Below are 12,832 nucleotides of genomic sequence, written 5' to 3' on the forward strand. Positions count from 1 at the left end.
GGCTCGACCAGGCCGTTCACCCCTTGGTGAGGCTGCCCCGGTAGGCCAGCGCCGTCCCCGGCTTCGACCAGTCGTACTTCAGCGACCCGTCCGGCTGCCGACTGATCCTCACGTCCCCGCTCGTGCACGGCTGGCTCACCGACAGCGCCAGCTGGAGCTCCGCCCCGGTCCCCTTCGTCAGCGCGAGCGTCCCGGTGCACCCCTCCTTCGGGTACACCGCCGTCCCCGTCTTCGCCCCGGCCTGCAACGTGACCTGCAACGGGAACGACTCACCGCGCTGCGCGTTCACGGCCGTCCCCTTCCACGTCCCGGCGAACGTGTCCGGGATCGTGCTCACGGGCTTCCCGTCCGCGCCGCCATGCCCGGAGGGCTTGCTGCCGCCGCCGTCCCCGCGCAACTGAGGCCAGAGCACCAGCGCGATGATCGCGACCCCCACCAGCACCCCGGCGGCCAGCGAGACCGCCACCCCGACCACATGGTTCCCCGGCCGCCGCCACCGAGGCTTCGCCGCCCGCAACCCGGGCAACGACAGAACGGCCGTCTCCGACCCCCTGTCCTCAGCGGGCCGCATCCCGGGAATCAAGGACCCCTCGGAAGCCACACCGGCCGCACCCACCGACACCGGAAGATCCCGCGCGGTCGCACGACTGCTCCGCCACCCCTCGGGAGGACGAGGAGCACTCGGCACCGGCGGCCCACCTGCCGCGGGCGCGGCACGCATGTCCAGCACAGTGCTGGGCCCACCGTCATCACCGGACGCGGCCCCGCCATCCCCCGCGGAGGGCTTCGGCAGGTCGAGCATCGTGCTCGGCCCACCATCCCCAACCGCGGACGCCCCACCCCCAGGCGTCCAAGCCCCGGAGGCAGAAGCCAAAACCCTCGCCACCGAGCCCGGGGCACCTCCACCCGTAACCGAGGCCGACGACCCCCCGCCCAGCCCCGCACCGGACGGCCCCCCACCGAACGAACCGGCGACGCCCCCAGACAAGGCACGCGGTGCCCCAGCGGGCTGCCAAGCCCCACTGCTCGCGACACCAGAAGCCGACGCAGACCCGCCATCCCCAGAGGCGACGTGTGGCGCTCCGCCAGACAAACCCACGCCGCCGCCGGGCGTCGACAACGGGCCGTCACCAGCCGGCCCCGAAACGCTCTGCGGTGCCCCGCCACCAAGCCCCGCACCAGCGGGAGGAGCCGACACGAACGTCCCATCGAGGGCGGTGCCGGACGCCGCTCCTCCTGCACCGAGGGATGGAGTGGCCGTCGGGGCGGGCGCCGACTCCGAGGAGCCGGTGGCCAGGGCTTCGGCCTCGGCGCGCAGGGGAGCGGGCGTGCGGGCGGCGAGGGGACCGTCCAGCATGCGACGCAGCAGGTCGGCAGCCGTAGGACGCTCGGACGGGGACTTGTCCAGCGCGTCCGCGACCACGTCACGCACGGACTCGGGCAGGGCGTCCGTGCTCGGGTCGTCGTACACGATCCGCTGCATGATCTCGGCGGGGGAGCCCTCCCCGAACGGGGGCTCGCCCGCCGCCGCGAACAGCAGGGTCGTCGCCCAGGCGAACACGTCGGCCGCCGGCCCGATGCCGTGCCCGCTGAGCTGCTCAGGGGCCAGGAAGGACGGGCCGTCCTCGGCGCGGGTTCCGGACCCGGCGCTCACGGCGTCCAGGGCGGTGACCACCCCGAGGTCGGTCATGCGCGGACCCGCCTGCGCGAGCAGCACGTTCGCCGGCTTCAGATCGTGGTGGACGGCCCCGGCCCGGTGCGCGGCGGCCAGCGACACGGCCAGGCCGACCGCGAGACGCTCGACGACGACCGGACCGCGAGGCCCCTCGGCCGCGACCAGCTCGGCGAGCGACGGCCCGTCCACGAGGTCGGACGCCACGAAGGCACGGTCACCCTCGACGTCCGCGGCGAGGACTCCGGCAGTGCAGAACCCGCTGACGCGACGGGCGGCGGCGAACGCGTCGACGAACCGGGTGCGCGCATCCGGCTCCCCGCTCAGCCGCACATGCAGCAGCTTCACCGCGACGGACCGTCCGGACGCGTCGCGGCCGACGAAGACCGCGCCCTGCTCGCCGACGCCGATCCGGCCGGTGATCGAGAAGTCGCCCAGCCGTTCCGGGTCGCCGGGTTGCAGAGGCAGCGCCTCGGCCATCACACGCCCTCCGTGTTCTGCCATCTGGGGAGATGTCCCCTGCGCTTCCGCGAAATCTGATTCATCCCCCGCGTCGGCGCCGGTCCCTTTCTACCGGTTGATGGCGGATGGCGCGGCTGAGTCGCCCGCACCCGATCCGTCACCCCCACCCCCGAGCCCGTCCCACCCGCCGACCCGTCACGCCACGATCAGGCCCCCCGACACCGCCCCGCCCCCTCGCTCCTCGCACTCGCGCCTGCCGCGTCCGCCTCGCGTCCCGCCTGCCCGCGCCTCGCGTGACCGGTCTCGGCTCGTGTGTCTGGTCGGCTTGGGTGGGGTGGGCGGGGGTCGGATAGCGTCGGTGGGGATGGCGCGTAAACCTCTTTCTCGTGAGCTGCTGGACGAGCAGCGTGCTCTGCTCGGACTGCCCGGATACGTGGGGCCGGACGAGGCGCCGGCGTTGCGGCGGGCGGCGCTCGACACGTTGATCGCCGCGCGGTCGGCGGGGGTCGAGCCCGCGCGGCCGGTCGTGACCGGGGCCGTGCGGCTGCTGCTCGACCGGCTCGCCGAGCTCGCCCCCGGACGGTCGGTCGAGATCCGCGTCCCGCCGCACGCGGCCGTCCAGGCGATCGAGGGCACGCGGCATACCCGCGGCACCCCGCCCAACGTGGTCGAGATGGACGCCGACACCTGGATCGCCCTCGCCCTGGGCGATCTGACCTGGGACGACGCACTCCGCGACCGTCGCGTCAAGGCCAGCGGGTCACGCGCCGACCTCTCCGCTCACCTCCCCCTCCCACCTACCTGAACGACTGGCGGCCCCGGAACGTTGGGGGCGAATCCTTGGGTCTTGCCCGCGGTGGTGGTCGCTGCGACGGTGGTCCAGACTTCGGTCCCATACCGAGGAGGTGGGCGCCGTGCTCGTCGCGCGCTGGAGTTTCGCGGTCGAGGACATCGACGGACGCCGGGTGGCCGACGCCACGGGCGGCGGCCTCACGATGACCCTGGACGAGGGCGTCCGCATCGTCCCCGGACGCGACGGAGACGGGGAGGCCCTCGCCTTCGGCGGGACGAGGGGCCGCGCGATCGTCGAGGCCGCCCCGCGACTGGCCCTCAGCCAGCTCTTCGGCTTCACCGTCGCGTTCCACGTCCGCGTCACGGACGGCCCGACAGGGGAGTGGCGCGCGCTCCTCTTCAAGCAGGTCGCGGACGCCGACGCCCGGGCCCTCGGCGTCTGGCTGCATCCGGACGCCGACCGCCTGCGCGTCCAGCTCTTCACGACCAAGGGCCCCGAGTACATGGACGGTCACGCGCGCCTGACTCGGGACGAGTGGGCGCATCTGGCCCTCGTCGTCCACGCTCAGGGCATGGCGCTCTACGTCGACGGCAGGCCGGACGTCGCCATCCCCCTGGAACACCCCGTGGTGACGCCGGGCGGCCCGCTGTCCCTGGGCGCCGAACCCGGCAAGCCAGGCATGTCAGGCCTGATGGCGAACGTCCGCATCTATGCCGAGGCTCTCGATGAGCGCACCATCCGGGCCCTGGCCACCGAGTAGAGAACAGAGACAGGAGTCACGCCCGCATCGGATCGCCATCGACCTGTTGCGGATCTCACAGTCACCCCTAAGGGGCGTGCGACTCCCGGGCGAAGGGGAACGTGCGGTCGATGCACTCCCGCCGGGTGAACTCGTCCGGAAAACGGTGGCTGTCGGCGCATTCGACGGCCTTGCTCAGCAGCCAGAAGATCGCGACCGTCCCGATGGCGAGTGTCACCAGCGAGCAGACGACCCCGGCGACCGCCGTCCCCCGCGCGCCTCCCGCCGGCCGCCCCCGCGCCGCCCCGCGAGGCCTTCCCCGCCATAGCGCGACGACGCCGAGGGCGAGGCCGACCAGCGCGGCCGGGAGGCCGATCCCGCACAGCAGCAGGGCGGGCAGCCCGGCCAGTCCGAGCACCAGGGACGCCGTCGCGAGGCCCTGCCGTTCCGGTGTGCTCGGCGGCGTCTGCGTTCGGTATCCCGGCATGGTCATCGGTTCGCCCCCCTGCGTCCCCCTGAGTCGTGATCCACACTCGCGCGCCGGGACGTCCGCCCGTGGCGAGGGCGGGTAAATGTCGATTAAGGACTCCACCGATCGGAGCAGAACGGACGGGCCTTTAGACTGGCCAGCGTGCCTCTCGGTGATGGACGACTGAGCCATGACATCGACCCCTCCGACCGCCCGCCGCAGGACGCCTGCGGTGTGTTCGGCGTCTGGGTCCCACAGGACCAGGCGGCCAGGGCGGAGGTCAGCAAACTCACCTACTACGGCCTGTACGCGCTGCAACACCGCGGACAGGAATCGGCGGGCATCGCGGTCAGCGATGGCTCGCGGATCGTGGTGTTCAAGGACATGGGCCTGGTCGCCCAGGTCTTCGACGAATCCGTCCTGAACACCCTGCGCGGCCACATCGCGGTCGGGCACTGCCGGTACTCGACCACCGGCTCGCCGACCTGGGAGAACGCCCAGCCCACCTTCCGCTCCACCGGGCACGGCGGGCTGGCCCTCACGCACAACGGCAACCTGATCAACACCCCCGAGCTGGCCTCCCGGCTGGACGGCGACGCGCTCACCGCGACGTCCGACACCGAGGTCCTCACCGCGCTGCTGGCCACCCGCGAGGGCGGCACGATGGCGGCCGCGCGCGAGATCCTGCCGGTCACGCGGGGCGCGTTCTCGCTGGTCTTCATGGACGAGAACACCCTGTACGCCGCCCGTGACCCCGAGGGCGTCCGCCCGCTGGTCCTGGGCTCCCTGGAGGAGAACGGCGGCTGGGTCGTGGCGTCCGAGACGGCCGCACTCGACATCGTGGGCGCCCGTTTCGTCCGCGAACTCGAGCCGGGCGAGCTGATCGCGATCGACGCCGACGGCGTCCGGTCCGAGCGGTTCGCCGAGGCCCGCCCCAAGGGCTGCCTGTTCGAGTACGTCTACCTGGCCCGGCCCGACACCACGATCGCCGGACGGTCCGTCCAGGCGACCCGGGTCGAGGTCGGCCGCCGCCTCGCCGCCGAGCACCCGGTCGAGGCCGACATGGTCATCCCGACGCCCGAGTCCGGCACCCCCGCCGCGATCGGCTACGCCGAGGCGTCCGGGATCCCCTACGGCCAGGGCCTGGTCAAGAACTCCTACGTCGGGCGGACGTTCATCCAGCCGTCCCAGACGATCCGGCAGCTCGGCATCCGGCTGAAGCTGAACCCGCTCCGCGAGGCGATCGAGGGCAAGCGCCTGGTCGTCGTGGACGACTCGATCGTGCGCGGCAACACCCAGCGGCAGGTCGTGGCGCTCCTGCGCGACGCCGGCGCCGCCGAGGTCCACGTGCGGATCTCCAGCCCGCCGGTCTCCTGGCCCTGCTTCTACGGCATCGACTTCGCCACCCGCGCCGAGCTGATCGCCGGGAACCTCGACGTCGAGGGCATCCGCGACTCCATCGGCGCCGACTCCCTCGGCTTCATCTCGCTGGACGAGCTGATCGCCGCCTCCCGCATCCCCAAGGACCGGCTCTGCCGGGCCTGCTTCGACGGCGTCTACCCGATCCCGGTCGATGAGGCCGCCCGAGGCAAGCACCTGCTGGAGCCGACCCGAACCTGACGCGGTCACGCCGGAGGCGTCCCGCAGCATCGTGCGGACAGAACCGTGCGGACGCAGGAGAGCCCGCAGATCCCTGCGGGTGGAGGAGGAGGCTCGCGACAGGGCGGGCCGACGAGACGACCCGCCGTGCGGCGGGCCGGGGGGATCATGAGCACCTCGTACGAGGCGGCCGGAGTCGACATCGCGGCGGGCGAGCGCGCCGTGGAGCTGATGAAGGCGCGCGTGGCCCGGTCGCGCCGTCCGGAGGTCGTGGACGACGCGAGCGGTTTCGCGGGCCTGTTCGACGCCTCGGCGTTCCTGAAGTACCGCCGTCCGCTGCTGGCGACCTCGACCGACGGCGTCGGCACCAAGGTCGACCTGGCCCGCCGCCTGGGGATCTACGACACGATCGGGCGGGACCTGGTCGGGATGGTCCTGGACGACCTGGCGGTCTGCGGCGCCGAGCCGCTGTTCATGACCGACTACATCGCCTGCGGCAAGGTCGTCCCGGAGCGGATCGCCGACATCGTGGGCGGCATCGCCGAGGGCTGCGCGCTCGCCGGGGCGGCCCTGGTCGGCGGCGAGACCGCCGAGCACCCCGGCCTCCTCGGGGAGGACGAGTTCGACGTCGCGGGCGCCGGAACCGGTGTCGTCGAGGCGGACGGCCTGCTCGGCCCGGACCGCGTCCGCTCCGGCGACGCGGTGATCGCGATGGCCTCGTCCGGCATCCACTCCAACGGGTACTCGCTGGTCAGGCACATCCTCGCGAACAGCGGCCTGACGATCGAGTCGACCCCGGACGAGCTGTCCGGCACGCTCGGCGAGGAGCTCCTGACGCCCACCCGCATCTACGCCAAGGACATGCTCGCCCTGGTCGCCGAGACCGGCGGCGTCCACGCGTTCGCCCACATCACCGGCGGCGGCCTGACGAACAACCTGGCCCGTTCCCTCCCGGACTCCGTCGACGCCGTCCTGCGCCGCGACTCCTGGACGATCCCGCCGCTCTTCGAGATCCTGCGCGCCCACGGCGACGTCCCGCGGTCCGAGATGGACAAGACCTTCAACCTCGGGGTCGGCATGGTCGCGATCGTCGCGCCCGACACGGCCGACGCCGCGCTCCGTCTCCTGAACGACCGCGGCGTCCCGTCCTGGCTCCTGGGCGAGACCGTCCCCGGCACCGGTGCGTGCGCCTACGCCTGACCGGATGTGTCGAGAGCGTCATGAAGACGTCCGTCCGGGGACAGCCACATCCATCCCTGGGCGGACGTCTCCTTGCAGCTGACCGTGACCTGCCGGTACAGCTCGGGGAAGAGGACGCCGCAGCCGGACCGCACCTCCTCGTACAGCCGATCGGAGACGATCATGCTGAGTTCCGCGCCGGACCTGGTGGCCACCTCGCGGAACAGGGGCGCGTCGAGCAGCCGGAAGAGGTGGTTCACGGCGCCGCCGACCAGCCCGTAGGGGTCGTTCTCGACGTGTCCCGAGTGGACCGCCATCCGCATCCTGATGCGGGCGGGATCGCTCGCGAACCGGTTGCCCCGGCGGAGCAGCGCGAGCAGGTGGTGTGCGAGCGGGTCCAGCAGGAGGTGGGGCGGCACGTTCGCCGGAACGACGACGAGCGCTCCGTCCCCCCGGTCCTCACGGTGGCAGGCGTCCCAGGGCAGCAGCGTCATGCCGAACGCGTCCCGAAGCTGCTCGTACAGGCGGTGACGCAGGTGGCGCCGGATCTCGTCGTCCCGGCTCTGGTGGGTGAACCCGACGATGTCGACGGCCACCATCGAGGTGTAGACGCGGGCGGAGTCCTGCGGAAGACCCACCTGCCGGTCGACGGGCTGCATGGTCATGTTCGTCACGACACCTTTCTTGCTCGGGAACACGATCTCCCCCTGAAAGCAATTGTCCACCCGCTTCAAAATGGCATCTGATTTCGGCTGATTGCCGTGAGGAAATCTGCCGTCCGGAGAATGGCGGGGTATCCGATTGGCTGCTGCCATGCGGAGACATGGCAGTCGGACCTCCCGCGTCCTGCTTGCTGGCCGCCGGACACCTGGCATAGTGGCGGCCACCACGCAACCCCTGGGACGCCCGGGACCACAGAGGCTCCGGATGCCTGAGAGGCGTCCCGCCCGCACAGCGCGACCACGCCGAACGCCACACCACAATCGGCGAACTCCCATTCGGGGACCACCGGAAAGCGAGAATGCAGGTTGCCACTTGGCAGACCGCCAGGTCGCTGTTTTACTCGAGGCGAGAGCGGGACACGGGCGGGGGCCACGACGCGACCGATGCGGTGACCGGTTGCCGGACGAGGGGTGTGAATGCCGAACGCTTCGGGACGGGAACCGATGGTCCAGCGCGCGATCCTGATGGGCGAGCTGCAGCGGCTTCGCCTCGCGAGCGGCCAGAGCCAGGAGCAGGTGGCGGCGGCGCTCGACTGGTCGGCGTCCAAGGTGATCCGCATCGAGAGCGGCGCCGTCGGGCTGTCGATGACCGACCTGCGGGCGCTGCTGCTCCACTACGGCGTCTCCGCCGACGACGAGCGGGCCGACGCCTTCACCGTTCTGGCGCGCGACGCGCGGCAGCCGGGCTGGTGGTCCCTCTACCAGCGGGCGCTGTCACCGGGATACCGGCAGTACATCGGCTACGAGTCCGGGGCGTCGGGCCTGTGCGGCTTCCGCGCGCTGCTGATGCCGGGCCTGCTCCAGACCGAGGAGTACGCCGACGCCCTGACCCGCGAACTCGTCGCGTCGGACACGGACCGCGAGGTGCTCGTCGAGGTCCGGATGCGCCGCCAGGACGAGATCTTCGGACGGGACGACCCGCCCCGCCTCACGATGATCGTGGACGAGGCCGTGCTGCGCCGCCACGTCGGCGTCCGGTCCGACCCCGGCATCATGCCCCGCCAGCTCCGCCGCATCCTGGACCTGCACGACCAGTCGCTCGCGTGCGTGCGGGTCATCCCGTTCTCGGCCGGAGCCCACTTCGGGATGGCGGGCGACTTCACGATCCTCCGGTTCGACGACGCCCGGCTCGACGACGTCCTGTGCCAGGAGACCGTCGGAGGCACCTCGCTCACCGTCACGGACGGCGGCGTCCGCGTCGCGCAGCACAGGGCCGCCTTCAAGCGGCTCCGCCAGATCGCGCTTCCGGCCGGGCACACACCGACCTTCATCGAGAAGATCATCGCGTCCCTGTAACCGAACACGCGCCCGCTCTGTCCGAGAGTCGAGGTCTTGGCCCGAGAAGCGAACTTCGTGGATCTCCGAGGCGTCCAACCCGGTGTGACCGGCAGCGTGAAGATCGTGCGGACGGCCCGTCGGGCCCTGGCGGGCTTGAGGGCCCGGCTGCGGCATCGTGTCGGGCCCGTCCTGGTAGCGGGTGGGTTGGGCGTTTTCGCGGTCCTGCTGCCCACGGGGTGGGCGTACGCGGACACCGCGCGGTACCGGCACACCCCCGCGGACGTCCCGGAGACGCCGGTGGCGCTGGTGCTGGGCGCCGGGATCGCCAACGGGAAGCCGTCGCCTCTGCTGGCGCGCCGTCTCGATCTCGCGGCGGAACTGTATCGCCGGGGCAAGGTGAAGGTGCTGCTCGTCTCGGGCGACAACCGGGTCAAGGAGTACGACGAGCCCACGACCATGCGGGACTACCTCATGCGCGCGGGAATCCCCAAGGACCGCATCGTCCGGGACTTCGCCGGCCTCGACACCTGGGACTCGTGCGTCCGGGCCAGGACGATCTTCGGGGTGCGGCGCGTGACCGTGGTCACGCAGCGCTTCCATCTGCCGCGGGCGGTCGCGCTGTGCCGCGCGGCCGGGATCGACGCGTACGGCGTCGGCGACCAGAGCATGGGCGGCGGACGCACCGACGCGACGATCAACGGCTATCTGCGGGAACCGCTCGCGATGCTCAAGGCCGTCGGCAGCGTGGCCCTGAAGCCGGGCCCCACGATCGGCGGCGAGCCCGAACCCGGGGTCCACACCGCCCTGGCGTCACCGCCGCACTAGAAATGTGACGCGAGTCATGCCCCGCCAGGCCCGCGAAACCCCTGGCCAGGCCGGGAGAGCCCCCGACGGGCCGGAGAAACGCGAACGCCACCGCGCGGGACCGAAGTCCCTGCGGTGGCGTTTCGCCAGGAGCCGATCAGTGACCCGAGGTGCCGTTCTTGCGCTGGTCCTCGTAGTCGTCGGCATAGTCGGCGTACTTCTCCGCGAGCTCGTCATAGGCGTCGTCGGCCGGAGAGTCGTCCGGAACACCCAACTCTTTCTGCAGGCGATCGAGGTCTGTGCCGCCGCTGCTGTACTTGAGCTGCCTGGCAACCTTTACCTGCTTGGCCTTGGCTCGGCCGCGACCCATTGGCTCGACCCCCTCGATGGTCAGGGCTTTCGTGGGCCCATCAACGCGCGCGTGTACCACACGAACCGATGCCTGATGAGCCATGCGTCAGTCACGGATACAACCGTACCCGTTTTGCGCCCGGCTCGGTACATCGTCAGTCCGTGGCGGCGACGCTCGTTGCGGAGGACATCAGTGTATCCGGTGGTCGCGGGGCCGCGGCCGGGCCCCGACACGCCCCGCCGCTCCGCCTCCGGAACCCCGCCGGAAGCCCCGCCGAACCCCCGCGGAACCCCGGCGGAACCGGGGCGGAGGCGGCCTGGAGACCGCCGGCCGACCGCCGGGGAGAGCGCTCCGGGAGGGCGCGCGCTCCCCGGCGGACGGGCGTCAGAGCAGGATTCCGCGCAGGCGGCCGATCTCGGACATCCGGCGTTCGGCGAGCCGGTCGGCGGCCACCGCGGGCGGCACGCCCTCCTCGGCGGCCAGAACGAAGATCTTCTCGGTCGTGTCGAAGATCTTCGTGGCGCGGGACTTGGCGCGCTCGAAGTCGAAGCCGCCGATCTCGTCCGCGACCTGGATCACACCGCCGGAGTTCACGACGTAGTCGGGGGCGTAGAGGACGCCGCGGTCGGCCAGCTGCTTCTCGATCCCGGGGTGGGCGAGCTGGTTGTTGGCCGCGCCGCAGACGATCTTGGCGCTGAGGACGGCGACGGTGTCGTCCGACAGGGACCCGCCGAGGGCGCAGGGGGCGTAGACGTCCAGCTGCTCGCGGACGAGGGCGGCGCCGTCGGCGGCCACGGCGACCTGGGGGTGCCGCTCGCGGATCCGCTCGACCGCGGCCTCGTCGACGTCGCTGATCACGACCTCCGCGCCGTCCTCCAGAAGGTGCTGGACGAGCCGGTGGCCGACCTTGCCGACGCCCTCGACACCGACGCGCCTGCCGCGCAGCGTCGGGCCGCTCCACACGTGCTGCGCGGCGGCCCGCATGCCCTGGAACACGCCGAAGGCGGTCAGGATCGACGAGTCGCCCGCGCCGCCGTGCTCGACGGTCCGTCCGGTGACGTACTCGCTCTCACGGGCGACGATGTCCATGTCGGGGCTGTAGGTGCCCACGTCGCAGGCCGTGATGTAGCGGCCGTGCAGCGACTGGACGAAGCGTCCGTACGCGCGCAGCATCGCCTCGTTCTTGTCGGTGTCGGGGTCACCGATGATCACGGCCTTGCCGCCGCCCAGGTCCAAGCCCGCCAGCGCGTTCTTGTAGGACATGCCGCGCGACAGGTTGAGCACGTCGGTGAGGGCCTCCTCCTCCGACGCGTAGGGGTAGAAACGCGTCCCGCCGAGGGACGGTCCGAGTGCGGTGGAGTGGATCGCGATGATCGCGCGCAGGCCGCTGGCCTCGTCCTGGCAGAAGACGACCTGCTCGTGTCGGGGTTCGGTGCCCTTGTGGGGCGACCCGAAGACATTGGGCATGGTGGTGCCCTCCTCTCTGTCTTGAGATCAGCCTAAAGGTGGTGGATGTCACCCCGTTGGCAGAACCCCGCTACGACCGTCCCAGGACTCCCACCGGACGGCCCTCACGGAGGGGCACCGGCCTCCGGAAGGACGCCCCCGTGCCCGTGACCGGGACCTTGAACGGGCGCGGACTCAGCTGCGGACGAGGTAACACGCGCATCTCGCGACACCCAAGGCGGCAGCATTTCGGCCGGACTCATGTAACGATGCGGTGGTGTTTCCGTACGCCGCGTACCTACGGGTATATGAGCCGGTTACCGCCTACCCGGAACCGGCTCGAACCCTGTGGACGGCCTATGCCGAGTCGCGGCGGCGGCCCCGCCGGGTCCACGCCCTCGAGGTCGAGCACCGCCGCGCCGCGCGCCGCCTGGCCGGGTACCCGCCGGAGGTCGCGCCCCGCCTGGAGTGCCAGGACGCCTACGTCCGGCGGACGGACGACATGATCTACATCTGCCCGTGGGAGACGCGGCTGCGGTCCTGGCTGGCGTTCGAGCGGTTCCGTGAGGAGACCTCGTCCGCCGTGGCCTCGGCGTTCGTCCCGCCGGACGAGACGGAGCGGGCCGAGCGGGCCTTCGCGCACTGGCGGGACGGCGACCGGCCGCTGCGTCCGCACATCCTGACCGCCACCTGGCACGTTCCGCTCGCCTGGTTCGTGCCGTTCGACCGCGCCGAACGCTGCCTGCTGCTCGGCCGGACCCCGGGACGCGGCCACCTGGAGGAACCCGGGCTGGCCTCGCGCGGCACGGGGGGAGGGGCCGCGGCGAGCGCCGGACCGGCCGTCGGGACGGAACCGGACGCGGCCCCCGGAGGGGACGCACCGGACGAGCGGGGTGAACACGCCCGACGTGGCCCGACGACGGCGTCCGCCACGCGTACCCTCATCTATGTCACAACGATGGCGGAGGCGCGCCGCCGGATCGCGGCCGCACTCCCCGTCCTCCGCGACGACCTCGCCGCGGACCCGCGCGAGCCCGTCGCGCCGACGACCGGGCGGCTCGCCGCGCTCGGCTCCCATCTGGACGCCTTCCACCCGCGCTCGCTGGTGGAACTCGACTACGGCGGCCTCGTCCACCTGCTGGACGACGCCGCTCTCCGCGCCGACGACTCGGTCGCCGAGACCGGTGTCGCGCTCGCCGCGATGGCGCGCGGTGAGGTCGAGCTGACCGTCGCGATGTACCAGCGTCTGCTCGCCCGCTGGCGGCCCGTACGGGCCCGCCGGACGGCGAACTGAACAAATTTCCTGAATCCCTGCGC

12 protein-coding genes are annotated in these 12,832 nt (G+C 72.1%); 7 read left to right on the forward strand and 5 right to left on the reverse strand.

The annotated features are described in order from the left end of the window. Nucleotides 1–16: 16 nt before the first annotated feature. Nucleotides 17–2,152: a serine/threonine-protein kinase gene (locus EBO15_RS02470; protein WP_158628105.1), complete on the reverse strand. Its 2,136-nt coding sequence runs from the start codon at nt 2,150–2,152 to the stop codon at nt 17–19. 346 nt (nt 2,153–2,498) lie between these two features. Here EBO15_RS02470 and EBO15_RS02475 point away from each other — a divergent pair, with 346 nt between their 5' ends. Both EBO15_RS02475 and EBO15_RS02480 read left to right on the forward strand, forming a co-directional pair. Further along, nucleotides 2,499–2,939, forward strand: a complete 441-nt coding sequence (locus EBO15_RS02475) for a sterol carrier family protein (protein ID WP_199744290.1) — start codon at nt 2,499–2,501, stop codon at nt 2,937–2,939. Between the two features lie 100 nt (nt 2,940–3,039). Further along, nucleotides 3,040–3,687 carry a LamG domain-containing protein gene (locus EBO15_RS02480; RefSeq protein WP_122192635.1) on the forward strand — a complete coding sequence of 216 codons (648 nt, stop codon included), beginning with the start codon at nt 3,040–3,042 and terminating at the stop codon, nt 3,685–3,687. 67 nt (nt 3,688–3,754) lie between these two features. Here the strand turns inward: EBO15_RS02480 and EBO15_RS02485 are convergent, their stop codons facing one another. After that, nucleotides 3,755–4,159, reverse strand: coding sequence for a hypothetical protein (locus tag EBO15_RS02485; RefSeq protein WP_122192636.1), 405 nt, complete (start codon nt 4,157–4,159; stop codon nt 3,755–3,757). Nucleotides 4,160–4,297: 138 nt separating this feature from the next. Here EBO15_RS02485 and purF point away from each other — a divergent pair, with 138 nt between their 5' ends. Next, nucleotides 4,298–5,755: an amidophosphoribosyltransferase gene (purF, locus tag EBO15_RS02490; protein WP_122192637.1), complete on the forward strand. Its 1,458-nt coding sequence runs from the start codon at nt 4,298–4,300 to the stop codon at nt 5,753–5,755. Between the two features lie 147 nt (nt 5,756–5,902). Continuing rightward, nucleotides 5,903–6,934, forward strand: coding sequence for a phosphoribosylformylglycinamidine cyclo-ligase (purM, locus tag EBO15_RS02495; protein ID WP_122192744.1), 1,032 nt, complete (start codon nt 5,903–5,905; stop codon nt 6,932–6,934). On the opposite strand, the gene EBO15_RS02500 is transcribed toward purM, so the two are convergent. Beyond that, nucleotides 6,925–7,578 (reverse strand): hypothetical protein, encoded by a 654-nt coding sequence (locus tag EBO15_RS02500; RefSeq protein ID WP_147481351.1) that lies wholly within the window; start codon nt 7,576–7,578, stop codon nt 6,925–6,927. The genes purM and EBO15_RS02500 overlap by 10 nt on opposite strands. 474 nt (nt 7,579–8,052) lie before the next feature. Here EBO15_RS02500 and EBO15_RS02505 point away from each other — a divergent pair, with 474 nt between their 5' ends. Next, nucleotides 8,053–8,931: a helix-turn-helix domain-containing protein gene (locus EBO15_RS02505; RefSeq protein WP_122192639.1), complete on the forward strand. Its 879-nt coding sequence runs from the start codon at nt 8,053–8,055 to the stop codon at nt 8,929–8,931. A 186-nt stretch (nt 8,932–9,117) separates the two neighbouring features. Next, nucleotides 9,118–9,738 carry a SanA/YdcF family protein gene (locus EBO15_RS02510; protein WP_233615873.1) on the forward strand — a complete coding sequence of 207 codons (621 nt, stop codon included), beginning with the start codon at nt 9,118–9,120 and terminating at the stop codon, nt 9,736–9,738. Nucleotides 9,739–9,874: 136 nt separating this feature from the next. Here EBO15_RS02510 and EBO15_RS02515 read toward each other — a convergent pair whose 3' ends face one another. After that, on the reverse strand, nt 9,875–10,087 hold the full coding sequence (locus tag EBO15_RS02515; protein ID WP_026412776.1) for a DUF3073 domain-containing protein: 213 nt from the start codon (nt 10,085–10,087) through the stop codon (nt 9,875–9,877). A 366-nt stretch (nt 10,088–10,453) separates the two neighbouring features. Further along, nucleotides 10,454–11,536 carry a Glu/Leu/Phe/Val family dehydrogenase gene (locus EBO15_RS02520; protein WP_122192640.1) on the reverse strand — a complete coding sequence of 361 codons (1,083 nt, stop codon included), beginning with the start codon at nt 11,534–11,536 and terminating at the stop codon, nt 10,454–10,456. Nucleotides 11,537–11,789: 253 nt separating this feature from the next. Between EBO15_RS02520 and EBO15_RS02525 the strand changes: the two genes are divergently transcribed. After that, nucleotides 11,790–12,809, forward strand: coding sequence for a hypothetical protein (locus tag EBO15_RS02525; RefSeq protein WP_233615874.1), 1,020 nt, complete (start codon nt 11,790–11,792; stop codon nt 12,807–12,809). The last annotated feature ends 23 nt before the right edge of the window (nt 12,810–12,832 follow it).

It is taken from the genome of Actinomadura harenae (genome assembly GCF_003696215.1).
Classification (GTDB): Bacteria; Actinomycetota; Actinomycetes; order Streptosporangiales; family Streptosporangiaceae; genus Spirillospora; species Spirillospora harenae.

What these genes read in the sequence shown, in the direction of transcription:
- EBO15_RS02470 (WP_158628105.1), bottom strand. Translation starts at nt 2,152, where the DNA reads ATGGCCGAGGCGCTGCCTCTGCAACCCGGCGACCCGGAACGGCTGGGC.
- EBO15_RS02475 (WP_199744290.1), top strand. Translation starts at nt 2,499, where the DNA reads ATGGCGCGTAAACCTCTTTCTCGTGAGCTGCTGGACGAGCAGCGTGCT.
- EBO15_RS02485 (WP_122192636.1), bottom strand. Translation starts at nt 4,159, where the DNA reads ATGACCATGCCGGGATACCGAACGCAGACGCCGCCGAGCACACCGGAA.
- purM (WP_122192744.1), top strand. Translation starts at nt 5,903, where the DNA reads ATGAGCACCTCGTACGAGGCGGCCGGAGTCGACATCGCGGCGGGCGAG.
- EBO15_RS02500 (WP_147481351.1), bottom strand. Translation starts at nt 7,578, where the DNA reads ATGACCATGCAGCCCGTCGACCGGCAGGTGGGTCTTCCGCAGGACTCC.
- EBO15_RS02505 (WP_122192639.1), top strand. Translation starts at nt 8,053, where the DNA reads ATGCCGAACGCTTCGGGACGGGAACCGATGGTCCAGCGCGCGATCCTG.
- EBO15_RS02515 (WP_026412776.1), bottom strand. Translation starts at nt 10,087, where the DNA reads ATGGGTCGCGGCCGAGCCAAGGCCAAGCAGGTAAAGGTTGCCAGGCAG.
- EBO15_RS02520 (WP_122192640.1), bottom strand. Translation starts at nt 11,536, where the DNA reads ATGCCCAATGTCTTCGGGTCGCCCCACAAGGGCACCGAACCCCGACAC.